At 59.5% G+C, this 25,012-nt stretch carries 23 protein-coding genes; 14 read left to right on the top strand and 9 right to left on the bottom strand.

Translation table 11 applies throughout. The annotated features are described in order from the left end of the window. On the bottom strand, nucleotides 1–2,969 hold a 2,969-nt coding region (locus AC1DVF_RS24165; protein WP_477783252.1), incomplete at its 3' end, for a retention module-containing protein. Between the two features lie 532 nt (nucleotides 2,970–3,501). Here AC1DVF_RS24165 and AC1DVF_RS24160 point away from each other — a divergent pair. The 3 genes from AC1DVF_RS24160 to AC1DVF_RS24150 all read left to right on the top strand — a co-directional run bounded on the left by AC1DVF_RS24160 (nucleotide 3,502) and on the right by AC1DVF_RS24150 (nucleotide 8,549). Further along, nucleotides 3,502–4,860 (top strand): TolC family outer membrane protein, encoded by a 1,359-nt coding sequence (locus AC1DVF_RS24160; protein WP_093438007.1) that lies wholly within the window; start codon nucleotides 3,502–3,504, stop codon nucleotides 4,858–4,860. A 157-nt stretch (nucleotides 4,861–5,017) separates the two neighbouring features. Then, complete coding sequence (locus AC1DVF_RS24155) at nucleotides 5,018–7,177, top strand: type I secretion system permease/ATPase (protein ID WP_093438012.1); 2,160 nt, start codon at nucleotides 5,018–5,020, stop codon at nucleotides 7,175–7,177. Between the two features lie 10 nt (nucleotides 7,178–7,187). After that, nucleotides 7,188–8,549, top strand: coding sequence for an HlyD family type I secretion periplasmic adaptor subunit (locus AC1DVF_RS24150; RefSeq protein WP_477783251.1), 1,362 nt, complete (start codon nucleotides 7,188–7,190; stop codon nucleotides 8,547–8,549). A 114-nt stretch (nucleotides 8,550–8,663) separates the two neighbouring features. Here the strand turns inward: AC1DVF_RS24150 and AC1DVF_RS24145 are convergent, their stop codons facing one another. Together AC1DVF_RS24145 and AC1DVF_RS24140 are read right to left on the bottom strand one after the other, a co-directional pair. Then, entirely contained in the window at nucleotides 8,664–9,260 is a 597-nt protein-coding gene (locus tag AC1DVF_RS24145; RefSeq protein ID WP_460090153.1) for a tRNA-uridine aminocarboxypropyltransferase, read from the bottom strand. Nucleotides 9,261–9,265: 5 nt separating this feature from the next. Next, nucleotides 9,266–10,159, bottom strand: a complete 894-nt coding sequence (locus tag AC1DVF_RS24140) for a LysR family transcriptional regulator (protein WP_007956593.1) — start codon at nucleotides 10,157–10,159, stop codon at nucleotides 9,266–9,268. 395 nt (nucleotides 10,160–10,554) lie between these two features. Between AC1DVF_RS24140 and speB the strand changes: the two genes are divergently transcribed. The 6 genes from speB (at nucleotide 10,555) to AC1DVF_RS24110 (ending at nucleotide 16,150) form a co-directional block, all read left to right on the top strand. Next, nucleotides 10,555–11,505 (top strand): agmatinase, encoded by a 951-nt coding sequence (speB, locus tag AC1DVF_RS24135; RefSeq protein WP_003222717.1) that lies wholly within the window; start codon nucleotides 10,555–10,557, stop codon nucleotides 11,503–11,505. A gap of 10 nt (nucleotides 11,506–11,515) precedes the next feature. Then, nucleotides 11,516–11,938, top strand: coding sequence for a YybH family protein (locus AC1DVF_RS24130; protein WP_477783250.1), 423 nt, complete (start codon nucleotides 11,516–11,518; stop codon nucleotides 11,936–11,938). Nucleotides 11,939–11,993: 55 nt separating this feature from the next. Then, nucleotides 11,994–13,496, top strand: coding sequence for a purine-cytosine permease family protein (locus AC1DVF_RS24125; protein WP_099758302.1), 1,503 nt, complete (start codon nucleotides 11,994–11,996; stop codon nucleotides 13,494–13,496). Nucleotides 13,497–13,666: 170 nt separating this feature from the next. After that, the gene (locus AC1DVF_RS24120) at nucleotides 13,667–15,046 is read left to right on the top strand and encodes a sodium:solute symporter family protein (protein WP_320337362.1); all 1,380 of its coding nucleotides are present in this window, start codon (nucleotides 13,667–13,669) and stop codon (nucleotides 15,044–15,046) included. 86 nt (nucleotides 15,047–15,132) lie between these two features. Further along, the gene (locus AC1DVF_RS24115) at nucleotides 15,133–15,858 is read left to right on the top strand and encodes an MBL fold metallo-hydrolase (RefSeq protein WP_093438035.1); all 726 of its coding nucleotides are present in this window, start codon (nucleotides 15,133–15,135) and stop codon (nucleotides 15,856–15,858) included. A 43-nt stretch (nucleotides 15,859–15,901) separates the two neighbouring features. After that, nucleotides 15,902–16,150, top strand: coding sequence for a phosphopantetheine-containing protein (locus AC1DVF_RS24110; RefSeq protein ID WP_034153223.1), 249 nt, complete (start codon nucleotides 15,902–15,904; stop codon nucleotides 16,148–16,150). Nucleotides 16,151–16,254: 104 nt separating this feature from the next. Here AC1DVF_RS24110 and AC1DVF_RS24105 read toward each other — a convergent pair whose 3' ends face one another. Together AC1DVF_RS24105 and ptrR are read right to left on the bottom strand one after the other, a co-directional pair. Further along, the gene (locus AC1DVF_RS24105) at nucleotides 16,255–16,383 is read right to left on the bottom strand and encodes a PA1414 family protein (protein ID WP_007914492.1); all 129 of its coding nucleotides are present in this window, start codon (nucleotides 16,381–16,383) and stop codon (nucleotides 16,255–16,257) included. A 142-nt stretch (nucleotides 16,384–16,525) separates the two neighbouring features. Then, nucleotides 16,526–17,419, bottom strand: coding sequence for a putrescine utilization regulator PtrR (ptrR, locus tag AC1DVF_RS24100; protein WP_095125552.1), 894 nt, complete (start codon nucleotides 17,417–17,419; stop codon nucleotides 16,526–16,528). 104 nt (nucleotides 17,420–17,523) lie between these two features. Here ptrR and AC1DVF_RS24095 point away from each other — a divergent pair, with 104 nt between their 5' ends. Beyond that, nucleotides 17,524–18,705: an MFS transporter gene (locus tag AC1DVF_RS24095; RefSeq protein WP_477783249.1), complete on the top strand. Its 1,182-nt coding sequence runs from the start codon at nucleotides 17,524–17,526 to the stop codon at nucleotides 18,703–18,705. Here AC1DVF_RS24095 and AC1DVF_RS24090 read toward each other — a convergent pair. From AC1DVF_RS24090 to AC1DVF_RS24080, 3 genes are all read right to left on the bottom strand, one after another. After that, a complete protein-coding gene (locus tag AC1DVF_RS24090) occupies nucleotides 18,650–19,582 on the bottom strand; it encodes a DMT family transporter (protein WP_460090150.1) in 933 nt (310 codons plus the stop codon). The genes AC1DVF_RS24095 and AC1DVF_RS24090 overlap by 56 nt on opposite strands. A 241-nt stretch (nucleotides 19,583–19,823) precedes the next feature. Further along, nucleotides 19,824–20,228, bottom strand: coding sequence for a DUF2177 family protein (locus AC1DVF_RS24085; RefSeq protein WP_099758296.1), 405 nt, complete (start codon nucleotides 20,226–20,228; stop codon nucleotides 19,824–19,826). Between the two features lie 46 nt (nucleotides 20,229–20,274). Continuing rightward, the gene (locus AC1DVF_RS24080) at nucleotides 20,275–21,111 is read right to left on the bottom strand and encodes a CvfB family protein (RefSeq protein WP_093438054.1); all 837 of its coding nucleotides are present in this window, start codon (nucleotides 21,109–21,111) and stop codon (nucleotides 20,275–20,277) included. 340 nt (nucleotides 21,112–21,451) lie between these two features. Between AC1DVF_RS24080 and AC1DVF_RS24075 the strand changes: the two genes are divergently transcribed. The 3 genes from AC1DVF_RS24075 to AC1DVF_RS24065 all read left to right on the top strand — a co-directional run bounded on the left by AC1DVF_RS24075 (nucleotide 21,452) and on the right by AC1DVF_RS24065 (nucleotide 23,510). After that, a complete protein-coding gene (locus AC1DVF_RS24075; protein WP_170844885.1) occupies nucleotides 21,452–21,640 on the top strand; it encodes a hypothetical protein in 189 nt (62 codons plus the stop codon). A 205-nt stretch (nucleotides 21,641–21,845) separates the two neighbouring features. Continuing rightward, on the top strand, nucleotides 21,846–22,562 hold the full coding sequence (locus tag AC1DVF_RS24070) for a TorF family putative porin (RefSeq protein WP_093438058.1): 717 nt from the start codon (nucleotides 21,846–21,848) through the stop codon (nucleotides 22,560–22,562). Nucleotides 22,563–22,640: 78 nt separating this feature from the next. Beyond that, entirely contained in the window at nucleotides 22,641–23,510 is an 870-nt protein-coding gene (locus AC1DVF_RS24065) for a DUF6279 family lipoprotein (protein WP_477783248.1), read from the top strand. 122 nt (nucleotides 23,511–23,632) lie between these two features. On the opposite strand, the gene AC1DVF_RS24060 is transcribed toward AC1DVF_RS24065, so the two are convergent. Then, entirely contained in the window at nucleotides 23,633–24,025 is a 393-nt protein-coding gene (locus AC1DVF_RS24060) for a transcriptional regulator (protein WP_220558295.1), read from the bottom strand. A gap of 172 nt (nucleotides 24,026–24,197) precedes the next feature. Here AC1DVF_RS24060 and AC1DVF_RS24055 point away from each other — a divergent pair, with 172 nt between their 5' ends. Next, a complete protein-coding gene (locus AC1DVF_RS24055; RefSeq protein ID WP_477783247.1) occupies nucleotides 24,198–24,932 on the top strand; it encodes a DUF899 domain-containing protein in 735 nt (244 codons plus the stop codon). The last annotated feature ends 80 nt before the right edge of the window (nucleotides 24,933–25,012 follow it).

The following is a 25,012-nucleotide window of genomic DNA, read 5'->3' as shown; positions in this document are numbered from 1 at the left end:
ACGCCATTGGTAACGACAGCAATGCCACCGACAGTCAGCGTCGTGACGCCATCGAGTGCGGTGATGGTGAACGTGCCGCTTTGGGTCAACGCGGTGGAATCCGGTGCGCTGCCGTCGCTGAGGTTTTTCTCGTAAACAGTGAGTTCGCCGCCATTGACGTCGAGGCCGCTGATGACTACTGGATCGTCGTTGTTGTGGATCTGCAGCACCAGATTCGCCGTGCTGGTATCACCGTCGGAATCGGTGATGGTGTAGGCGAAGGTTTCCGTGCCATTACCGCCACCGTGCAGATTTTTGAAGTCGGCATCGTTGGTGTTCAAAGTATAGGTGTACGTGCCGTTGGCATTCAGCACCAAGGTGCCGTAAGTCCCGGTGAACGTGCCCGGAGTTACCGGCCCAGTCGGTACGCGGTCGGCTCCTTGCACATCGTTGGTCAGGACATTGCCGGACAGGGTCAGCAAGGTTTCCGAGGCGGTGCCGGAGTTACTGTCATCCACCGCTTTTGGCAGGTCATCGACGATGTTCACGTCGAGGGTGGCATTGGCGGTGGTGCCGTTGTCATCGACYACGGTRACGGCGAACTGCTCWGGCAGATTGTTCGCACCGTTGGCGGTTGGGTGSGCTTCRTTGTCGACCAGGGTGTAGCTGTAGCTGACCACGCCGGTGGTGGCGTTGAAACCGGTGATGGTCAGCGTGCTGCCGAGTGGCGTGGTGACCGATTGCGGGAAGCCTGCCGCTACGCCATTGGTAACGACAGCAATGCCACCGACAGTCAGCGTCGTGACGCCATCGAGTGCGGTGATGGTGAACGTGCCGCTTTGGGTCAACGCGGTGGAATCCGGTGCGCTCCCGTCAGTGAGATTTTTCTCGTAAACGGTGAGTTCGCCGCCATTGACGTCGAGTCCGCTGATGACCACCGGATCGTCATTGTTATGGATCTGCAAAACCAGATTCGCCGTGCTGGTATCACCGTCGGAATCGGTGATGGTGTAGGCGAAGGTTTCCGTGCCATTGCCACCGCCGTGCAGGTTTTTGAAATCGGCATCGTTGGTGTTGAGCGTGTAGGTGTAAGTACCGTTGGCGTTGAGTACCAAGGTGCCGTAAGTCCCGGTGAAGGTGCCGGCCGTGATCGGCCCGGCACTTTCGTTGGTCACCACGCGGTCGGCGCCTTGCACRTCGTTGGTCARRACGTTGCCGGWCAGAGTCAGCAAGGTTTCCGACGCGGTGCCGGMGTTGCTGTCATCCACCGCTTTTGGCAGGTCATCGACGATGTTCACRTCGAGGGTGGCATTGGCGGTGGTGCCGTTGTCATCGACCACGGTGACGGCGAACTGCTCTGGCAGATTGTTCGCRCCGTTGGCGGTTGGGTGCGCTTCGYTGTCGACCAGGGTGTAGCTGTAGCTGACCACGCCGGTGGCAGCGTTGAAACCGGTGATGGTCAACGTGCTGCCCAGCGGCGTAGTGACCGATTGCGGGAAACCGGCGGCCACACCGTTGGTAACGACAGCAATGCCACCCACAGTCAGCGTCGTGACGCCATCGAGTGCGGTGATGGTGAACGTGCCGCTTTGGGTCAACGCGGTGGAATCCGGTGCGCTCCCGTCAGTGAGATTTTTCTCGTAGACCGTCAGCTCGCCGCCTTCGACGTTTAGGCCATTGATGACCACTGGATCGTCGTTGTTGTGGATCTGCAGCACCAGATTCGCCGTGCTGGTATCCCCGTCGGAATCGGTGATGGTGTAGGCGAAGGTTTCCGTGCCATTACCGCCACCGTGCAGATTTTTGAAGTCAGCGTCATTGGTGTTCAGCGTGTAGGTGTAGGTGCCGTTGGCGTTGAGTACCAAGGTGCCGTAAGTGCCGGTGAACGTGCCTGGCGTAACGGGACCGGTGGGCACACGGTCGGCACCTTGCACGTCATTGGTCAGCACATTGCCGGTCAGCGTCAGTTGAGTCTCTGAAGCCGTACCATTGCTGTCATCGAAGGCTTTCGGCACGTCGTCGGTGATGTTGACGTCGAGCGTGCCGGTCGCGGTGTCGCCATTACTGTCACCAGCAATCACCGTGAACTGTTCGCTGAGGTTGTTCGCGCCATCGCCGGCCGCGTGGCTTTCATTGCCGTTGAGGGTGTAGCTATAACTGACCACGCCCGTCGCCGGGTTGTAACCGGTGATGGTCAGGGTGTTGCCCAGTTGCGTGGTGATCGATTGCGGGAACCCGACAGCTACGCCGCCGTTGATCAGGTTGATGCCGCCAATGCTCAGGCTGGTCAGACCGTCCGGCGCCGACACAGTGAAGCTGCCGCTTTGCGTGAGGGCGCCAGGATTGGCCGCCGAGCCGTCAGGCAGATTGGCTTCATTGAGATTGAGTTCGCCACCAGCCACATCCAGGCCGGTAAGGGTTACCGGATTGTTGACCGGTGGCGGCACCACGACTGCCGGGGTGTTGTCGCCGTTGTCGATCACCGCGTTGTGGCGTTCTTCAGGGAATTCGGGAATACCGCCGAACCCGGCGGTAGGGAAACCGATGATCGGGTCGACCCGGCCGCCGACTTCGGTCAGCAAGACAAAACTGTGGCCGCCGCCCAATTCACCCGGTGCCCCGCCCGGGGCATTCGGGCCGGCGGCAGTGGCTTCGGCGTTTTTGCTCGGGTCATCACCGGCGGCGATGGCTTTCTGGATTTGCTCAACGTCAGTCAGTTGCGCTTCGCTCGGGGTCACCGCCTCTGGCGCATTCACGTGCGCCGCTTGATCGGCCAGCAATTGGCCAGTCATGGTCAGGCTGCTGTCACGGCCCAGGGTCAGTTCCTGGCCGTTTTGCAGATGAACGGCGACGGCGCCTTCTGCGCCGGTGATCAGTTGATCGCCGGCAAACAGGCGATCCCCCTTAACCAGTGCGCGTTTAGTGCCGTCGGCTGACTGGGCGAAAACCTGGCCAATGACTTTGGTGACTATCCCGATGAGCGTTGCCATGTGAAATCCTCCGCTGCCGACCACCGTCGGCACTGGTAAGCGAAGCAGCCCATGGCTCAATCGGGTTGTTGGAGGCGACGCTCGCACCTTCAACAGTTCGTTTCGCAGGTGGCTTATTCCGGAAACATCAGTGCTATCAAGCACTTCCGCATCCTGATCAAAGCCATACGCCTACTAACGCTACGTAACGGTGGTGAATCACTCGAGTGACAAAAATCTGTCGCCCATCAGCCGCTACGCGTCCCTCCCCTTCAGCAGTACTTCGCCGTATGTCGCAAAGTGAATGGAACTTTCCTCAAGCCTTTTTGCACTCCCTAAAGCGCATAAAACAAAGGCTTTCATGCTGAACAATGTGCCGGTTTTTACAAAGCGCATAAGTTTTTTTCGGCATAAGCCTTATGAAAATTTTTTCTTAGCTACGCTTCAGGATGTTCTTAGCTCTGTTGTTACAAGAGTGAAACGCCTACACCTAAAAATATCGTCAAATATTTGGCGACAGTAACACACCATCAGGACTCAGGGAGATGCACCCATGCGCGTTCTAACCCCCCTCTGCAGCGCGGTTTTGCTGGCCATGGCTTGCACTTCTCAAGCTCAGGCCATGAACCTCACCGAAGCGATTCAAAGCACCATCGCCACTCACCCGGAACTGGCCTCGCGCGTGGACGCCCGCCTGTCGGCTGATGAACAAGTCAAAGTCGCCAAGGGCGGTTTCTATCCGTCCGTCGATTTGAACGCCGCCTATGGCCGTGGCTACAGCGACAACACCAACACCCGGGCCTTCGGCAATCACCACACCGAAATCCTCAATTACACCCAGTCCGAGCTGCGCCTGCGGCAGATGCTGTTCGACGGTTTCAACACCGCCAACGAAGTCGAGCGCACCAAAGGCGTGTCCAATTCGCGCGCGTACTACGCGCAAGGCACCGCCCAGGATCTGGCCCTGCGCACCATCGAGGTCTACCTCGAAGTGCTCAAGCGCCGCGAACTGGTGACCCTGGCTCGCAACAACCTGCAGGCGCACTTGCGGGTCAACGATCAGATTGGCCTGCGCACCGAGCGTGGCGTCGGCAGCACCGCTGACTCCGATCAATCGGTCGCTCGTAAGGCCTTGGCACAGAACAACCTCGACACCGCCGAAGTCGATCTGTCTGACGCCGAAGCCAACTTCTACAGCGTGGTCGGGCGCATGCCCGATGAGCTGGAAACCCCGGCCTCAACCCGTGGCGAACTGCCGACCGAATTGCGTGAAGCCCAGCAGAGCATGGTCGACAACAACCCGTATCTGAAGTCCGCCCAGGCTGACGTGCAATCGGCCGAGAGCCAGTACGAAGTCGCCAAGTCGCCGTTCTATCCACGCTTCGACGCGGAAGCGGCCGTCGGCGCGAACAACAACGTGCAAGGCGATGAAGGCCACGACAACGAATGGCGCGTCGGTGTGGTGATGAACTACAACCTGTTCCGAGGCGGCAGCGACAAGGCGCGCCTGGCCTCCGATGCGCACCAGATCAACCAGGCGATGGACATCCGCAACAACGCCCTGCGTCAACTCAACGAGAACATTCGCCTGGCCTGGAACGCCATGCAGAACGCGAAGAAACAGACCCCGACCGCCCGCGAATACGCGGAAACCACCAAACGCGTACGCGCCGCGTATCAGGATCAGTTCGGCCTCGGCCAACGCACCCTGCTCGACTTGCTCGACAGTGAGAACGAGCTTTACAACGCCAACCGTCGCTACACCGAAATCCGCTACACCGAGGAGTATTCGATGTACCGCGTGCTGGCGAACATGGGCCAGTTGCTGAGCAAACAACGAGTGGTGCTGCCGGCCGATGCGATCGCTGCGACCGAGGTCAAAAACGAAGCGCGCCTGCCCGAGCTGAAATAAGTCCACTGTTGATCGTTCCCACGCTCTGCGTGGGAATGCCTCAATGGACGCTCTGCGTCCGCTTTGGGACGCGGAGCGTCCCGGGCTGCATTCCCACGCGGAGCGTGGGAACGATCAATGTGTGGATTCCCCTGCCCGTTCAACAGAGGCGATCAATATGACCAGCATGGAACCCGGCCACACCGGGATCGATCCGCGGCTGAGCTTCGATGATCCGTTACTCGACGGTCTGTTGATCCTCTGCAAACTGCATGGCGCGACTGTCAGCCGCGCCAGCCTGAGTGCCGGGTTGCCCCTGAACAAGCAACGCCTGAGTCTGGACCTGCTGCCCCGCGCAGCAGCCCGGGCCGGGTTGCAGGCGCGGATTCTGCGCCGTGAACTGAAAGACATCTCACCACTGAATCTGCCGATTCTGCTGCTGCTCAACGACGGTCGCACCGCTGTTCTGCGGCGCTTCAGCGACGACGGCAAAGCGCTGATCCTGCCCAGCGAAGCCGATGGCGGCGAGCAATGGATCAGCCGCGAAGAGCTCAGCGAGCACTACAGCGGCCAGGCCTTGTTCGCCCGTCCGCGCCACGAACTCGAAGACCTGCGCTCGCCGCTGGTGCCAAGGGTACATGCATGGTTTCGCGACACCCTGAAGCTGTCGAAATGGCTCTACAGCGATGCGATTCTCGCCAGTTTCCTGATCAACCTTTTAGGCCTGATGGTGCCGCTGTTCGTCATGCAGACCTACGACCGCGTGGTGCCGAATCAGGCCACCTCGACCTTGTGGGTGCTGTCGATCGGTTTGCTGATCGGCACCGGGTTCGAACTGGTCCTGCGGGTAGTTCGCGCGCACCTGCTCGACACCGCCGGCAAGAAAACCGATGTGATCCTTTCCGCGACTTTATTTGAACGCATCACCGGCATGTCGATGAAGGCACGGCCGGCGACCATCGGTGGTTTCGCCCAGAGCATTCATGACTTCCAGGGCCTGCGCGAATTCCTCACAGCGGTGACCCTGACCAGCCTGATCGACCTGCCCTTCGTCGTGCTGATGCTGGTGGTGATCGGCCTGCTCGGCGGCTGGCTGGTGGTGATTCCGCTGCTGGCGTTTCCGATCACCATCATCTTCGCGATGATCATTCAGGTGCGCCTTCGCGACACCGTGCAAAAGAGCCTGAGCCTCGGCGCTGAACGCCAGGCGGTGCTGATCGAAACCCTCGGTGGCCTGGAAACCCTCAAGGCTTGCAGCGCCGAAAGCGAGCGCCAGCACAAATGGGAGAGCACCCACGGCGCCCTCACCCGCCTCGACAGCCACGCACGCAATCTGTCGGCACTGGCCACTAACGGCACATTGTTCATTCAACAATTCTCGGGGATGGCGACCATTGTCGCCGGGGTCTACAGCATCATCGCTGGAAACCTCAGCGTCGGTGCGCTGGTTGCCAGTTACATGCTCGGCAGCCGCGTGCTTGCGCCGCTGGGACAGATTGCCGGGTTGATCACCCGCTATCAGCAAGCGCAACTGACCATGAAAAGCACCGATGCGCTGATGGCCCTGCCGCAGGAACGCGACGGCAAGCAGCGGCCGCTGGAGCGCACGCAACTGCAAGGCGCACTCGACGTCAGCGGCGTGACCTTTCATTACAACGGCCAGAATGCGCCGGCACTGAGCAATGTTTCGTTCAGCCTGAAACCCGGTGAACGGGTCGGCATCATCGGCCGCAGCGGCTCGGGCAAAAGTACCTTGGCCCGTTTGGTCATGGGTTTCTATGAACCCGAGGAAGGCCAACTGCTGCTCGACGGCCTCGACCTGCGCCAACTCGATGTTGCTGACCTGCGTCAGCAGATCGGCTACGTCGCTCACGATCTGCCGCTGCTGGCCGGCAGCCTGCGTGACAACCTGACCCTCGGCGCACGTTACATCAGCGATGCGCGGATGCTCGAAGTCGCCGAACTGACCGGCGTTACCGAACTTGCCCGCCAGCATCCGCAAGGTTTCGACCGGCCGGTGGGCGAGCGCGGGCAATTGCTCTCCGGCGGTCAACGTCAGGCCGTTTTGCTCGCGCGATCCTTGTTGCTCGATCCACCGATCATGCTGCTCGACGAACCCACCAGTGCCATGGACAACAGCAGCGAAGACCAACTGCGGCAGAAGCTGCACGGCTGGGTGCAAGGCAAGACACTGCTGCTGGTCACCCACCGCACTTCAATGCTGAGTCTGGTGGACCGCTTGCTGGTGCTGGACAACGGCCGGGTCGTCGCCGACGGTCCGAAGGAAGCGGTCATCGATGCATTGCGCAAGGGCCGTGTCGGCTCGGCGGCGGTTTAGGAGTTGCCCCATGTCTGCTTCCTCAGATAGCAAAGATCGCGGCTACTTCGACAGTTTCGGCAAAAGCGCCGAAGCCGAATTCATGCCGGAAACCGCCGGTGCCTCGTTACAGGATTCGCCGCGCTGGTCGCGAATCACCGTGTGGCTGGCGGCAGCGCTGCTGATCAGCGCAGTGGTCTGGGCCAAATTCGCCGTGCTCGAAGAAGTGACCATGGGCGAAGGCAAGGCGATTCCATCGAGCAAGGTGCAGGTGATCCAGAACCTTGAAGGCGGGATCGTCACCGAGATTTTCGTCCGCGAAGGGCAAATGGTGAACAAGGGCGACACGTTGCTGCGCCTGGATGACACACGCTTTCGCTCGAACAAGGGTGAGAGCGAGGCCGATCGTTATGCGTTGACCGCGCAGGTCGAGCGACTGTCGGCGGAGGCCGAGGGCCGGCCGTTCAAGCTCTCCGATGAGGTGATCGCCAAGGCACCGCAAGTCGCCGAGGACGAACGCTCGCTGTACGACCAGCGCCAGCGCCGACTGGCCAGCGAACAGCGTACGCTTAGCGAACAACTGCGGCAGAAGACTCAGGAGCTGGCGGAGTTTCGTTCCAAACAGGGCCAATTCAGTTCCAGCCTGGCGCTGTTGCAGCAAGAAATGAACATGTCCGAGCCGCTGGTGAAAACCGGTGCGGTGTCACCTGTGGAAATCCTCCGGCTGAAACGCAGCGCCGTGGAAATCCGTGGCTCGCTGAACGCCACCACGCTGGCGATTCCCCGCGCCGAATCGGCGATTGCCGAGATCCGCAGCAAGATCGACGAATCCGAGCAGACCTTCCGTTCCGAGGCGGCCAAGGAGCTGAACGAGAAACGTACGGACCTGTCGAAAATCACTGCCACCAGCATCGCCATCGACGACCGCGTCACCCGCACTACGGTGACTTCACCGGTGCACGGGGTGATCAAGCAATTGAAGGTCAACACCATTGGCGGCGTGGTCCAGCCGGGCAGCGACATGGTTGAAATCGTGCCGCTGGAAGACAACCTGCTGATCGAGGCCAAAGTGCGGCCGCAGGACGTCGCGTTCCTGCATCCGGGCCAGAAGGCCATGGTCAAGTTCAGTGCCTACGACTACACGATTTACGGTGGGCTGAGTGCCAAGCTGGAGTTGATCGGTGCGGACACGATTACCGATGACAAGGGCAACAGCTTTTATCTGATTCAGGTGCGTACCGATAAAAACCATTTGGGCGGGGATGTGAAACCGTTGCTGATTATTCCGGGGATGGTGGCGACGGTGGACATTATTACCGGGGAGAAAAGTGTCTTGGATTACCTGCTCAAACCCGTGCTGAAAGCGCGGACCGAGGCGATGCGCGAGCGCTAGCCAATGATCGTTCCCACGCTCCGCGTGGGAATGCCGCCCGGGACGCTCCGCGTCCCTTCACGACGGTGACGCAGAGCGTCACTGGATGCATTCCCACGCAGAGCGTGGGAACGATCATTTGTCGCCATGGTTACGCTGGAAGGTCTCCGCCCCCATCGCCGCAATCTGCCCCTCGATCAACGCCTCGAACGGCTTGAGCAACGGCTCGAATGACGCCGGCGCCTCCAGCGTCTGCAACGCCTGCACAATCGCCTCAATCGTCGACAACGCCCCCGGTCCCGGTGCCTTGCGCAAGCGATACCGCGACACCCCGCCCTCGGCCAGCGTCACCCGGGGCAGCGCCGCCAGCAACGGATTGAGGTGCAACATCTTGCGCGCCTTGCGCCAGGTGCCATCCGGCACCACCAGCAACAACGGTTCCTCGGACTCACCGTAAGCCTGCATCGGCTGCGCGTCATCGGCCGGAAACAACAACCGCGCCCGATACCCCGGGCGGCTTAACAGCGTCGGCAAATCCTCGAACACCTCACCGACGATCAGCTCGGCATTGCTCAGCCCGAGTGCCGCCAACCGCGCGGTATTCAACGCATGATTAACTTCACTTGGATGCTGCAACAGCAACACCCGCGTGCGACTGTCGAGGCTCGGGATCAGCGGGCAAAGGCAATGGGTTTGTGGGCGCAGGCAGCGCGGGCATTGAGGTCTGGACATCGTTCTTAAGCCTGATTGAGCTGTGCTTTAAGCAAATCACGGAAGGTCTGGATCAGCGGCTCGCGACTACGGCCGCGGCGCATGATCATCGAAAACGGCGCCTGGTAACCGAAGGTCGCCGGCAGCAACACACGCAAGTCACCCTTGTCGGCCCAAGCCTGAGCATAGTGCTCCGGCAAGTAACCGATGTAGGCGCCGGACAGCACCAGAATCAGCTGCGCTTCCATACTTTCCACGGTGGCGGCGCTGTGTTTGAAGCCGTGCCGGGCCAGCTCGGCCTGGCTCCAGTAACCGCGTCCGACCATGCGCTGTTGAGTGATGACCTGCTCAGGAATCCGCCGCTCGTTGAATAACGGATGGCGGCTACTGCAATACAACCAGTGCTGCTCGCGGTACAGCGGCATGTAGACCAGACCGCTCATGCGCGTGGAAAACGCACCGATGGCCAGATCGAGACGGTTGTCCTGCACACCGAGTTGCAGTTCGTACGGGCTCATCACCGACAAATGCAAATGCACCGCCGGGTGTTCCTGACTGTAAGCGCCGATGGCTTCGGCGAAGGGCAGTGCCTTGTCGCTGACGGTAGAGTCGATGACGCCAAGGTTGAGCGTGCCACGCAATTCGCCCTTGAGCGCAGCGGCGTATTGCTCGAAACCTTCGAGCTCGGCGAGCAGGCGCAGGGTTTCCTGATGGAACAGCTCACCCTTGCTGGTCAGGCTGAACCCACCGCGGCCGCGATGGCATAGCACCAGGCCGAGCGCGGCTTCGAGCTGGCTCATGTAGGTGCTGATCGCCGAGGTCGACAGGTTGAGTTCCTGCTGGGCGTTGGCGAAACCCTGATGACGGACGACGCTGACGAAGATGCGCAACAGTTTCAGGTCGGGTAAAGCGTTGGCCATGTCTGCTCCGGGGTTTGCAACTGCGTGTCTGTGGGAAAAGCCCCTCACCCCAGCCCTCTCCCCGAGGGAGAGGGAGCTGATCTCCATGGCTTTCAAATCCTGAGTTCGACTCGATTTTTCAGGTCGATGCAGATTCCGCCAACAACTCGGTCGGCCCCCTCTACCTCTGGGAGAGGGCTGGGGTGAGGGCAGCAATCCCCAGCCGATCACAATCTTGAACCCGCCAAAGTCTAATCCCAGCCCCGCCATTAGTTTAGAAAAATCTGAACTAAGTTTTTGCCCGTAGCGATTCTTTCCCCTCACTACATTTCGCATCATCGGCCCCACAGCGGCGCCCGCTCCCCTGCTCCACGGCGCGCCGACATAAATAAAACAAAGACGATGAGGCCTTACCCGTGGACAAGATTCTTCACCAACCACTGGGCGGCAACGAAATGCCGCGCTTCGGCGGCATCGCCACCATGCTCCGACTCCCCCATGTACCGACCGCTGCCGGCCTGGACGCTGCCTTTGTTGGCGTGCCCCTGGACATCGGTACTTCGCTGCGTCCCGGCACCCGCTTCGGGCCACGCGACATCCGCACCGAATCGGTGATGATCCGCCCGTACAACATGGCCACCGGCGCGGCGCCATTCGACTCGCTGTCGGTCGCCGACATCGGTGACGTGGCGATCAACACCTTCAACCTGCTCGACGCCGTGCGCATCATCGAAGAAGCCTACGACAACATCCTCGAGCACAACGTGATCCCGATGACCCTGGGTGGCGACCACACCATCACCCTGCCGATCCTGCGGGCGATTCATAAAAAGCACGGCAAGGTCGGTCTGGTGCACATCGATGCTCACGCTGACGTCAACGATCACATGTTCGGCGAGAAGATCGCCCACGGTACGACCTTCCGTCGCGCCGTCGAAGAAGGCCTTCTGGACTGCGACCGCGTGGTGCAAATTGGTCTGCGTGCGCAGGGTTACACCGCTGATGACTTCAACTGGAGCCGCGATCAGGGCTTTCGCGTCGTACAAGCCGAAGAGTGCTGGCACAAGTCGCTGGCGCCACTGATGGCCGAAGTGCGCGAGAAAGTCGGCGGCGGTCCGGTGTATCTGAGCTTCGACATCGACGGCATCGATCCGGCCTGGGCACCGGGCACCGGCACCCCGGAAATTGGTGGTCTGACGACCATTCAGGCGATTGAAATCGTTCGCGGCTGCCAAGGCCTCGACCTGATCGGTTGCGATCTGGTAGAAGTCTCGCCCGCTTATGACACCACCGGCAACACCTCGCTGCTGGCCGCCAACCTGCTGTACGAAATGCTCTGCGTACTGCCTGGCGTGGTCCATCGCTGAGGGTCGGGTCATGAACGAACGTGATCAGGTTCTGCAAGCGGCCGCCGATCTGGTGTCCGCCTTCGCCCGTAACGATCGCGAAGCTTACTTCGGCGCCTTCAGCGCCGATGCGAGTTTCGTTTTCTACACCCTCGAACAGCCGCTGCTGTCGCGCGACGCCTATCAGGCCTTGTGGGACAGCTGGCGCGCCGAGGATGGCTTCGAGGTGCTTGCGTGCACGTCGAGCAACGCCTTCGTCAGCCTGCAGGGTGACGTAGCGATTTTCATCCATGACGTGGCCACCGAGCTGCGCATGCAAGGGGAGCAACACTTCAGCCAGGAGCGCGAGACGATTGTTTTCAAGAAACAAGCGTCGAGCCTAGAACAACAAGGCCATTGGCTGGCCTGCCACGAACATTTGTCCGCAATGSCGGAAGGGCTGCCATCCCCTTAGCCAAGACAGGTGACGCTCACGCACGATGAGCGCGCCTTTATGATCGGAGCAGATCATGAATAACAACAACAACGACCAAAGCCTTACGCAAATTGAAACCCACGGGGTCGAACAGATCCCGGACCACGAACGCAGCGCAGGCCCGACGGACTTGTTCCGGATGATCTTCGGTGGTTCGAATACCTTTGCCACCGCCGTGCTCGGCAGTTTCCCGGTGCTGTTCGGTCTGTCTTTTCAGGCCGGCGTCTGGGCGATTGTGTCGGGCGTGCTGCTTGGCTCGCTGATCCTCGCACCGATGGGCCTGTTCGGCCCGCTCAACGGCACCAACAATGCCGTGTCGTCGGGTGCGCATTTCGGCGTGCATGGGCGCATCGTCGGTTCGTTCCTGTCGCTGTTGACCGCTATCGCGTTTTTCTCGCTCTCGGTGTGGAGTTCGGGGGATGCGTTGATCGGCGGTGCAAAACGCCTGATCGGTCTGCCGGAAACCGACCTGACTCTGGGCCTGGCCTACGGTCTGTTCGCAATTCTGGTGCTGACCGTGTGCATCTACGGCTTCCGCTTTTTGCTGTGGGTGAACAAGATCGCGGTGTGGAGCGCCAGCCTGTTGTTCCTGCTGGGCATCTTCGCCTTCGCCGGTCCTTTCGATGTGAACTACGCCGGTACGGTGAGCCTCGGTCAGCCAGGCTTCTGGGCCGCGTTCATCGGCGCCGCGCTGGTAGCCATGAGCAACCCGATTTCCTTCGGCGCGTTCCTCGGCGACTGGTCGCGCTACATCCCGCGTGACACCTCCAAACAACGGATCATGGCAGCGGTCGTGCTGTCGCAGATCGCCACGTTCATCCCGTTCCTGTTCGGCCTGGCCACCGCAACCATCGTCGCGATCAAGGCGCCGGACTACATCGCGGCGAACAACTATGTCGGTGGTTTGCTGGCGGTGTCGCCGAGCTGGTTCTTCCTGCCGGTGTGCCTGATTGCGGTGATCGGCGGCATGTCCACCGGCACCACCTCGCTGTATGGCACCGGGCTGGACATGTCCAGCGTATTCCCCCGCGTGCTCTCGCGAGTGAAAGCGACGCTGCTGATCGGCGTGCTGTCGATTGCCTTCATCTTCATCGGTCGCTTTGCCGCGAACCTGGTACAGAGCGTGTCGACCTTCGCCGTGCTGATCATTACCTGCACCACGCCATGGATGGTGATCATGATCATCGGCCTCTTGGTGCGTCGCGGCTTCTACTGCCCGGATGACCTGCAAGTGTTCACGCGTGGCGAACAGGGCGGACGCTACTGGTTCAGCCACGGCTGGAACTGGCGCGGTCTGGGCGCATGGATCCCGAGCGCGGCGGTCGGTTTGTGCTTCGTCAATTTGCCGGGGCAGTTCGTCGGTCCGCTGGGTGAAATGGCCGGCGGTATCGACATCAGTTTGCCGGTGACCCTGGGCCTGGCTTCGGTGGTGTACCTGACGCTGCTGAGCCTGTTCCCGGAACCGCGCGAAGTGTTCGGCCCGACGGATGCCCGCAGCCAAGTCGGGGAGTCGTCGGCTAAAGCGCAAGCTGCCTGAGTAAACGCCTACCCCCTGTGGGAGCGAGCTTGCTCGCGAAAGCGATCTGTCAGTCACATCACTTTTGAATGTGCCGCCGCCTTCGTCGGATCGCCGCCCGGAGCAAGCTCGCTCCCACAGGGAGATTCGAATCAGCCTCACATAAAAAAGACAATCGGAGACACGCCATCATGGCTTTGGATTTATTCGTCGTCCTCATCTACGCCGCCGGCATGCTCTTGCTTGGCTACTTCGGCATGCGCAAGGCCAAGACCAACGAGGACTTTCTCGTCGCCGGTCGTAACCTCGGCCCAAGCTTGTACATGGGCACCATGGCCGCGACTGTTCTGGGTGGCGCGTCGACCGTCGGCACCGTGCGTCTGGGCTACGTGCATGGCATCTCCGGCTTCTGGCTGTGCGCGGCTCTGGGTTGCGGCATCGTTGCGCTGAACCTGTTCCTCGCCAAACCGCTGCTGAAACTGAAGATCTACACCGTTACCCAGGTCCTGGAAAAACGCTACAACCCGATGGCCCGCTCGGCGAGCGCGGCGATCATGCTGGCCTACGCACTGATGATCGGCGTGACCTCGATCCTGGCGATCGGCACCGTCCTGCAAGTGCTGTTCGGCCTGCCATTCTGGGTGTCGGTATTGCTCGGCGGTGGCGTAGTGGTGATCTACTCGGCGATCGGCGGTATGTGGTCGCTGACCCTGACCGACATCGTCCAGTTCATCATCAAGACCGTGGGCCTGATGTTCATCCTGTTGCCGATCTGCCTGTACCGCGTCGGCGGTTGGGACGAACTGGTGCTGAAACTGCCGGCGACTGCCTTCAGCTTCACCACCATCGGCTGGGACACGATCATCACCTACTTCATGATCTACTTCTTCGGCATCCTGATCGGTCAGGACATCTGGCAACGGGTGTTCACCGTCAAGACCGCCAAAGTCGCGCAATACGCCGGCAGCATCGCCGGCATCTACTGCATCGTCTACGGCCTGGCCTGCGCGCTGATCGGCATGGCTGCACACGTGCTGATTCCGGATCTGGACAACGTCAACAACGCCTTCGCCGCCATCGTCAAACTGTCGCTGCCGGACGGCATCCGTGGCCTGGTGATCGCTGCAGCACTGGCGGCAATGATGTCCACCGCTAGTGCTGGCCTCCTTGCCGCCGCCACCACGCTGACTGAAGACCTGCTGCCAAAACTGCGTGGCGGCAAACAGTCGAGCCTGGGCGTCAACCGCCTGTTCACCCTGCTGACCGGTGTCGTGGTGCTGGGTATCGCGCTGGTGGTAAATGACGTGATCAGCGCCCTGACGCTGGCGTACAACCTGTTGGTAGGTGGCATGCTGGTTCCGCTGATCGGTGCGATATTCTGGAAACGCGCAACCACCGCCGGCGCCATCGCCAGCATGGGCCTGGGTTTCGCCACCGCACTGCTGTTCATGTTCAAGGACGGTCTGGATGCCAATACACCGATCTACTACAGCCTGGCGGTGGGTCTGGTGAGTTTTGTCGTGGTCAGCCTCGCCTCGCGCCGTCCTGTCTCGGTGGCCCGCGCGATCTAAGCTGAAACATAACGACTTGATGCTTTCTTCGACGAGTGTGGCGTCGGTTGCCACACTCGTTTTTTTACGCTTGGAGAAAAGTACCGATGAAGATCGTTTCTCGTGATCAGTGGTTTGAAGTGCAGCACCTGAGCGATGGCATTCGGTTGATTCACGAGCCGTATATCCGCCCGTTCTACCGCTGCAACCTCTGGCATGTGCAGGGCCGTGACAAAGACCTGCTGCTGGACAGCGGCTCAGGACTGGTCAGCCTGCGCGAACAGTTGCCGTGGATTACCGAGCGGCCACTGGTGGCAGTGGCCAGTCATTGCCATTTCGACCATATCGCCGGGCATCACGAATTTGCTGAACGGCTGGTGCATCCGGCCGAAGCGGACATTCTGGCCGCGCCGGATGGCGAAAACGACTTGAGCCGCGCTTTCGTTGGCGACGACATGTTCGAAGCGCATCCGGATTGCCCGTTGTGCTACGCCGAATACCGGGTCAAAGCCGCGCCGGCGACCGGGTTTGTCGAGGACGGCGATGTGCTCGATCTGGGCAATCGCACGCTGCAGGTGCTGCATACACCGGGGCATTCGCCGGGCGGCATCAGCCTGTATGAAGCGGCGACTGAAACCCTGTTCAGCGGCGACATCATTTACGACGGGCCGCTGATCGAAGACGCCTACCACTCCAATCTTGAGGATTACGCCGCCAGCCTGCGACGTTTGCAGGCGTTGCCGATCCGCACGGTGCATGGCGGGCACTTCGGCAGTTTTTCCGGGGAGCATTTGCGTTCGATGATTGACGAGTGGTTGCGCGGCCACGTCTGAGGCCTGCTTCACTCAAGCACAACAACAATCAGAAATATCTGCCATGAGAAGAGCTGCCGTGCGTGCCGCCGTGCACCGATATATCCGGCGTCTGTTGGAAACCCGCGAATTCAACGACAACACCAGTCTGGTGCAACTGGGCCTGGAGAAAGCCGATATAGAAGATCTGATCTTTCATCTGGAAGATGAATTCGGCCTGACGGCGTTTACCGCCGAGGAAGACCGCATGCTCAAGACCGCGAAGACCGCGAATGACTTGAGCCGGTTTTTGCTGGAAATCGGGCGGCACTGAAAACAAAAGATCGCAGCCTTCGGCAGCTCCTACACGGACTAATGCAGGAGCTGCCGAAGACTGCGATCTCTTGATCTTGAATCCTTGATCTCGGATCGGAGGCGTTACCGGCGCCGTTGTTGACGGCGGCGCTGCTCGTCATCGGTGCGGATCGGGACAGGTTGCAGAGGCGGTTCGATCAAGCCAAGGGCAACACCCAAGTCGTGCAGCCAGTTTTGAATTTTCTCTTTCATCGTCATGCCCCCTTCAGGGTGGTGCTGAGCGGCCGGAATTCTGAGGTCGCTTCGCACTGATAATAGTCCGAAGTCCTACGTAATGCTCGGCCAAATCCGCAATGATCTGTTACTGAATTGAACAGAATATGCCGCCATTGGTTCAGGCTGTTTCTCGGGTTTCAATCTGAGCCGCAGGATAGACAGCCTGTTGCACCTCGATCCAGGCATTGAGGTTGGCGCCGACCATGCCCTTGCGCCACATGAGCCACGTTGTCGCACCCACAAATGGCTCGGCCAATGGATGCACCGCGACGCTGTCACGCCCCGGCAGACTGGCCAGCATCGACTCCGACATCAGCGCCACGCCACTGCCGGCAATCACACAGGCGAGCATGCCCTGATACGACTCGATCTCCATCGCCCGGCCCATAGTCGCGTGATAGTGCGAAAACCACGCCTCCAGGCGCATGCGGTAGGAACAGCCGCGACGAAAGGTGAACACCGAACGCCCTTCAACATCCCGCGCGCTGCGCACCGGCGGATGATCGATTTCAGTGATCAACACCAACCGCTCCTCGCACAACGGCACGCCGTCGAGCCCGGCGAGTTCCAGCGGGCCGTCGACCAACGCGGCATCAAGGCGCCCGGTGAGCAACCCCTCCAGCAACTCGCCACTCGGTGCTGACTGCACTTGCAGATTCACCGCTGGATAGCGCTTGTGATACTGCGCCAGCAGCGCCGGCAGATGAATCGCCGCCGTGCTGTACATGGTGCCCAGAGCGAAGTCACCGGCGGGTTTGCCGCCCATCACCGCCGCACTGGCCTGATCGCGCAGGGCGAAGAGTTTACCGGTGTAGTCCAGCAGGACTTTTCCTGCAGGCGACAGTTGCAAACGCTGACGCTCACGGACGAATAACTCGACACCGAGCTGCTCCTCCAGTTGCTTGAGTCGGGTCGATAGATTCGATGGCACGCGGTGCAGGCGTTCCGCAGCGCGGGTGATGGAACCTTCCTCGGCCACGGCCTGGAAGATCCGTAGTTGGCTGAATTCCACAACCTTTCTCCAGAACAGAACAAGTTACTCACTATTATTCAATTTTAAAGAAAGTCAATCAGTCCTAGCCTGACGGTCATTGAAGCCCTCACGGAATTCCGACCATGTCGCCGCTTATTCGCTTATCTGCCTGCTTCGTGGCCCTGATGATGGCCATGGGCATCGGACGTTTCGCTCTCACCCCGCAAATGCCGCACCTGCTCAGCGAAGGTCAGATCGACCTGACAGCCGCTGGTCTGATTGCAGCGGCCAACTACCTCGGTTACTTGCTCGGCGCGGTGGACGCGATGTTCGCCCATCGCCCGCAACAGGTTCGGCGGCGCCTGCACGGTGGCTTGTGGCTCTGTGTGCTGCTGACCCTGGCATCGTTCTGGGCCGATGGTTTTTGGTCGCACCTGGTGCTGCGCTTCGGCACCGGGGTGGCGAGTGCCTGGGTGCTGGTGATGATCACGACTTTAAGCCAACCGTTGGCTGCGGCAGCGGGTCGTCCACGTTTGGGCGCACTGGTATTCGCCGGACCGGGTTTAGGGATTTTTCTGACAGGATTGTTGGCACTGGTCTCACATCTGCTCAACCAGACTTCCGCGACGTTGTGGCTGATTTACGCAGCGGCTGCGCTGGTGATGATGCTGGGGGTCTGGCGACTGCTGCCTAAGCCCGTCGCAACGGCTGCGGTTGCAGTGGCGGCAGGCAATCCATCGAATCGCGGCATCGGGCGGCTGGCCGTGATTTATGCGCTGTACGGCGTCGGCTACATCATTCCCGCGACCTTCCTGTCGCAGATGGCCACTGGGCAATTTCACGGACAATGGCAGGCGGACTTGTTCTGGCCGTGCTTCGGTCTGGCCGCGGCGCTTGGCGTGTTGCTGGTGAGTCTACGGCGTCACGATCCCGAAACGACGCGCCACTGGTTGATGGCGACGTTGTGGCTGCAAGCGGCCGGTGTCTTTGCCTGCCTGCTCGGCAGTGGCCTGGGCCTCGCACTGGGCGTGATCCTCTGTGGCACACCGTTCCTCGCCTGCATGCAACTGGTCATGCAACGCTCGCGGGAACTGGCGCCGCATGCCACCCAACGCAATGCCGGCATGCTCACCGCGTGCTTCGCCGTCGGCCAACTCAGCGGCCCGTTGCTGGCGGCGTTGAGCAGCCATTTCAGCGGCGGTTTGCAGCCAGCATTGGTAATCGCCGGCAGCGGATTGTTGATTGCCGGCGGTCTGGCGATGCAATCGACTAGCGCTGGCCCAGCGCTTTGCGCAAACGCCGACGCAGCCACTGCTCGGCGCTGACAAAAGTGATGCCGAACAGCACCAGTACAGCGCCAACGACGAAGTTCACAGTCAACTGTTCGCCGAGCAGCAACACGCCAAAGGTCACGCCGAACAGCGGCGTCATGAACGAAAACACCGCGAGGTTGGCTGCCAGATAACGGCGCAGCAGCCAGAACCAGATCAGGTAACTGAAGAACGACACCACCAGGCCCTGGAACAACACGCTGGCCACCGCCACGGTGGTCAGGCTGACGTGGGTGATCTGGCCGCTGAACAGCGCAATCAAGAGCAGCCCGATGAAGCCGACGATCAATTGATAGAACAGGGTCAGCGTCACCGGTGCTTCCGACAGACGCGAAGCGCGCACTACCACCGTGGTCGCGCCCCAACAGGCACCAGCCAATACGCCAAAGGCATCGCCGAGCAGCATGCGCCGGTCGAGGTTGTCCCACGACACACCGCCGGCAAAGGCAATCGCGATGCCGATGAAGGCGAGCAGGATGCCAAGCCATTGCAGCGGCCGCAGTCGCTCACTGGCCAGCAGAAAGTGCACACCCAACGCGGTGAAAATCGGTGCGGTGTAGAGGAACACCGACATGTGCGCAGCAGTGGTCAGTTGCAAGCCTTCGGCGATGAAAAAAAACTCCAGACCAAACAGCGCACCGGCCAGTAAGCCACCGCGCCAGGTCGTACCGACCTGATCCCAGCCGCCTTTCCAGCAGATCAGCAAACCGACCAGCAACGCGGAAATTCCCGAGCGCCCCGCCGCTTGCATAACCGGTGCGATGTCCGCTGCGGCCCACTTGATCATCACCTGTTGCACGCCCCAGATCAGGCAGAGGCCGATCATCACTTGCAGGGCAAAACTGTCGGCATTGCGCCGCTCGACACTCACCGCAACACCTCGAATACACACAACATGGCAGGCCATCCAATGGTCAGAAAACAGTGTCGAGGATTATCAATGACTCGAGCGCAAAAAGCCGTCTGGAAAAGACATTTTGTGCTTCATTGGCGCCAGTGGTGAATGGCTGTCGGCTACGCCGTCATTCGCGAACGAGCTCGCTCCCACTTTGGAATGCGTTCGCCTGTGGGAGCGAGCCTGCTCGCGAAGAGGCCGGCATTGCCAACCCAGACTACCGATCAGATATGCCAAACCGTTTAGCCAACAAAAACCCGACGCTACAAGCCACAGCAGTAGCAAACGTCCCCCACGCCCAATCCATCAGCGTCACCTGCACCGACCAGCCACGCAACGTCGCCCAATTGGTCAGGTCATAGGTGCCATAAGCCACCAGCCCCAACAACGCGCCCCGCTTCGCCGCCCACTGCCAGGTCGCCGCAGGCAGCACCACAAACACCACGCAGCCAAAAACATACAGGCAATAAAAAACCGCTGCAGGAATCAGCAGCGGTTTTTCGAGCATCAGCGGGCCGAGCAGTTCGCGATAGGTCGGCGCCATCAACAGGCCGAGCCAGATACCATCGAGCAATAAAAACATCACCAGTGTGGCGACGTAGGCAATCAGCGTTTTTTTCATCGACCCGATCTCGTGTGTGTCCCATGCAAGATGGGCCACCCAAGGCTCAGGTTAGTTCAATGCGATCAGCATGAATAACGATCTTGCCTTCCTTGTACAGCGAGCCGATGGCCTTCTTGAAGTTGCCTTTGCTGACGCCAAACAGGCTGCTGATCAACGCTGGATCGCTCTTGTCGCTGACCGGCAACGTGCCGCTGTTGTCACGCAACTTGGCGAGGATCTTCGAGTTCAGGCTGCTCGCAGCTTCCTGGCCAACCGGTTGCAGGCTCAGGGCGATCTTGCCGTCGGCACGCACTTCCTTGATGTAGCCCTTCTCAAGCATGCCGGCGCGCATGAACTTGAAGATCTCATTCTTGTGAATCAGACCCCAGTGCTTGTTGTTGATGATCGCCTTGAAGCCCATGTCGGTGGCTTCGGCAACCAGCAGATCAACTTCCTGACCCTGACTGTAATTGGCCGGAGTCTTGTCGAGGTAGCGATCCAGTCGCGCAGTGGCGGTGATACGGCGGGTGTGCTTGTCGAGGTAGACATGCACCACGCAGTATTCGCCGGCGGTCATCTGGCGCTTCTCTTCGGAATACGGCAGCAACAAATCCTTCGGCAGCCCCCAATCGAGGAACACACCGATGCTGTTGACTTCAACGACTTTCAGACTGGCAAATTCGCCGACCTGCACTTTCGGTTTTTCCGTGGTGGCGAGAAGTTTGTCTTCGCTGTCCAGATAAACAAAAACGTTGAGCCAATCTTCATCTTCGGTCGGAATATCTTTCGGGATATAACGATTAGGCAAAAGAATCTCGCCATCGGCACCGCCATCCAGATATAAACCGAAGTTAGTGTGTTTAACCACTTGCAAACTGTTGTAACGCCCGACTAAAGCCATTTCCAGAACCCTCATTGCGTGGGCGGCATTCTACCCGTTTTTATCGTGGCCGTCGGGTGACAGATCGGCACGCTTGTGAAACCGGTTCAACACCTTGATTTTCCTCGGGCGCAGCAGGGCCGAGGTGCCGCTCGTCAGACAGGCACGAACGCTCATGACTGAATATTTCAATGCACGCGCACATAAATGTTGTTATTTAAAACAGCAGGTTAGCCGGATATTTCGAATATTGGATCGAGAATAATGCAGCAATGCGGTTGGTTATTCCGGGGGATATTTACCAAGCAATTGTCAAGTTATTCCTGTACGATGCCTGGCCGAGTTACTTTTCTACAGGTTAATGGCCGCCATGCGTGTAAAAGCATCCTCCAGCAAAGCAAAGCCAGCTCCAGCCGTTGAAACCAGCGAATCGATCAACGATCAGATCGCAGCGTTTCTCAAGTCTGGTGGCGAGATCCAGCAAATTGCCAAAGGCGTCAGTGGCCAGACATTCGGCCCGTCCAAGCAGATCAGCCTGGGCAAGAAGTAACACCGGTTTTACACCCGTCCAGAGGCGCTTTGAGCTTTGAAGCGCCTGGACTGGCACCGCGTAACCTCCCTCCTTTTTAAACAAAATTCCTTGTGAATCGACGAACGGCCTTCAATGCCGATCATTCGCCGGTATCCTTGCACGCGTCTAGATCAAGCGTTTCAGCAGGCCCGCATTCCTGCGCTCGCTGTTCATGGAGTGACGCATGCGCAAATCTTCCTGTTTATTGCTCGTAAGCCTGATAGTCGGCTCGACCGCGCACGCGCAGATTTTCCAGCGTGAACTCGGCGACTTCGATCTCAAACTCGGTACCACGCCCACGCGCAGCATGGCTCAAGGCCTGGTCAAACCGGCAGCCGTCGGTTCGTTCCATGGCGGCCTCGACCTGAGCCACGACAGCGGCCTCTATGTCGGCCAGTACGCACCGAGCATGGGCATCTCGCCGGGAAAGAACCTCGAGATCGACTCCTACGTCGGATTTAAACAACCTTTCGATCAGACCCTCGGCTATGAAGTCGGCATGATCCACTACAGCTATCCCAAGGTAGACACTCTCGACAGCCAGGAGCTGTTCGGTGGCCTGACCTTGCTCGGCAGTCGTTTCGGCGTGGCCTTCAGCAATGACCCGGATAAACAGAACAACACGTTGTTTGCCGACCTGGGCGGCAACCAGCCATTCGGCATTGGCGTCAGCATGAAATACACCACCCACCAACTGAACACGCCAGTGGCCGTGGACGGTGGTTATGTCGGCAGTTTTACCGATTGGTCGGTGAAATTGTCCCGACCATTCATGGGCGTCGACCTCGATCTGATCTACAGCGACTCCAGCCTCAGCGGCAGCGATTGTTCTGCCTACTCCGGGCACAACAGCGAGTGCGACGGCCTCGTCACCCTCAAGGCTGCGCGCGCGTTCTATTGATCGGCTGAACTGCCGGGTTCATTCTGCGTTCACATAGGAATCAGTTCCTCGAAGCCAGGCTCACGCAAGGATTCGCCCATGTCTCGCTGGTTCAAACAGATCGCCGCGCTACTGATCTTCACCCTCGCCCTCGGCGCTTGCAGCCGTGTCGGCCTGGCCTATCGCAACCTCGACGTGATCATTCCATGGACGCTCAGCGACTATCTGGACATGAACGGCGAGCAGAAAGACTGGTTCAACGAACGCCTCAAGGACCACCTGAGCTGGCATTGCACCACGCAATTGCCGGGCTATCTGGACTGGCTTGATCGCCTGCAGACCATGGTCGAATCCAATCAGGTCACCGATGCCGCGCTACAGGCGCGCACTACGGAAGCCAAGCAGGCCATTGCCGAAACCGCTCGAGAGATCACCCCGTCGGCGATCGAGTTGCTGCAAGGGCTGGATGACAAACAGGTCGCCGAGATGAATGACGCGTTTGCCAAGGATTTGCGCAAGCGTCAGCAGGAATACCTGAAACCACCGCTTGATCAGCAAATTGCCGAACGTGGCGCGCGCATGGTCAAACGCCTGAACGACTGGCTCGGCCCCTTGAGCGCCACCCAGGAACAGCGGGTAATGGCGTGGTCGACCGCGCTGGGCGATCAGTACACGCAATGGATCGCCAACCGCGCCCATTGGCAAAAGCAATTCAGTGCAGCCGTCGCGCAACGCAAAAGCCCCGAATTCCCACAGAGAATCGAGACGCTTCTGGTCAATCGCGAGAGTTTATGGACAGCCGATTACCGCAAGGCCTTCGCCGAAACTGAAGCACAAGGACGATCTCTGGCGGTGGACTTGATGGCCGAAAGTACGCCGCAACAGCGTCAGCGGTTGTTGAAGAAAATCGAAGGAGTGCGCAAAGACTTCAACGAGCTCAAATGCCTCAAGGCCGCGCGAGAAACCTGAACAAAACGAAGATCAATGTGGGAGCGAGCCTGCTCGCGAAAGCGGTGCATCAGTTACTTCAAATGTCACTGACAGACCGTATTCGCGAGCAGGCTCGCTCCCACATGGGGATATCTTTGGACTCAGGCGATCTGGGCTTTAGACGCCACTTCCTCAAAGGTCGCCTCGGCCAGCGCATCCTCTTGCTCATCCAGCACCTGACGCGGGTGATCGTTGCCAGGAATACTGCTGTCGATCAGGCTCAGCAGGCTGGAACCGCGAGGCGTCAGAACAAAATTGTTTCCCGTGCTGCCCTCTTCATCCGGACGCGGTGCGATGTAACCGCGCAACAGCAGCAACCTTTCATAGTCGCAAGCCAGCGTTTTCAGGTGATCCAGATTCTCGATCGGCTCGCCGGCGCTGGCTTTCGCCGCCGCATAATCTTCGGCGTAAGCCCGAGGGGCAAAGCTATGGCCGGCACTGTTCTGCACTTCGTGCAGCAAGCGTTCAATCAAATCCCAGTTATAAGTCGTCATCCTGATACAACCTCCGGTGCGCGTGATTTATGGCGCGTTCATAGGTTGTGACCTGAGCGGTTCCCAGCCGTTCAGCCGCATTTCCCGGGGCGACCGACCGGCGGTCTGTCGATCCTGCGCTGGGTTAAACGACTAGTCTGATACAGGCTTCAACCCCGCAGGAGAAATCATCATGAACGTTGAGAATCATCCGGTGGTGTCGCGCGAAGAGTGGCTCGCCGCCCGTAAGCAGCATCTGGCCCATGAGAAAGCTTTCACCAAGGAACGCGATCGCCTCAGCGCCGAGCGTCGAGCCTTACCATGGGTGAAGGTCGACAAGGACTACCACTTCCAGGGTCCGAACGGCGAGTTGAAATTGGCTGACCTGTTTGGCAAACACAGCCAACTGGTGATTTACCACTTCATGTTTGCCAAGGACTGGGAGGAAGGTTGTCAGGGTTGCTCGTTCCTCAGTGACCACATTGATGGCGCTAACCAGCATCTGGCCCATCACGACATCGCCGTGGTCGCTGTGTCCCATGCGCCCCTCAACGAATTCCAGGCGTTTAAACAACGGATGGGCTGGAAGTTTGACTGGGTGTCGTCAGAGGGTTGCGACTTCAATTATGACTTCGGTGTTTGTGCCCGGGCTGAAGATGTCGCGGCGGGAAAGGCTACGTACAACTACGAAAAGACTGACAGTGCTGAGGAGGAAATGCCGGGGTTGAGTGTGTTTTATCGCGATGAGGCCGGGGAGATTTTCCACACCTACTCGACCTACGCTCGCGGTCTCGACATGCTGGTCGGCGCCTATAACTACCTCGACCTCACGCCCAAGGGCAGGAATGAAAACGAGATCATGGAGTGGGTGCGGCATCACGATCGCTATGAGCTAGCGACAAAATCCAGTTGCTGCCACGGTAAATGAAAGCCTTTTGTGGGAGGGAGCTTGCTCGCGCCCATAGAGTCTGAACTTTTCGCCAGTTTCGCCGCTCAACCGGTTAACCC

Source organism: Pseudomonas sp. P4_D7 (genome assembly GCF_056401755.1).
The sequence above is the reverse complement of the archived record's forward strand: the minus strand, read 5'-3'. Positions and strand labels throughout refer to the sequence as shown.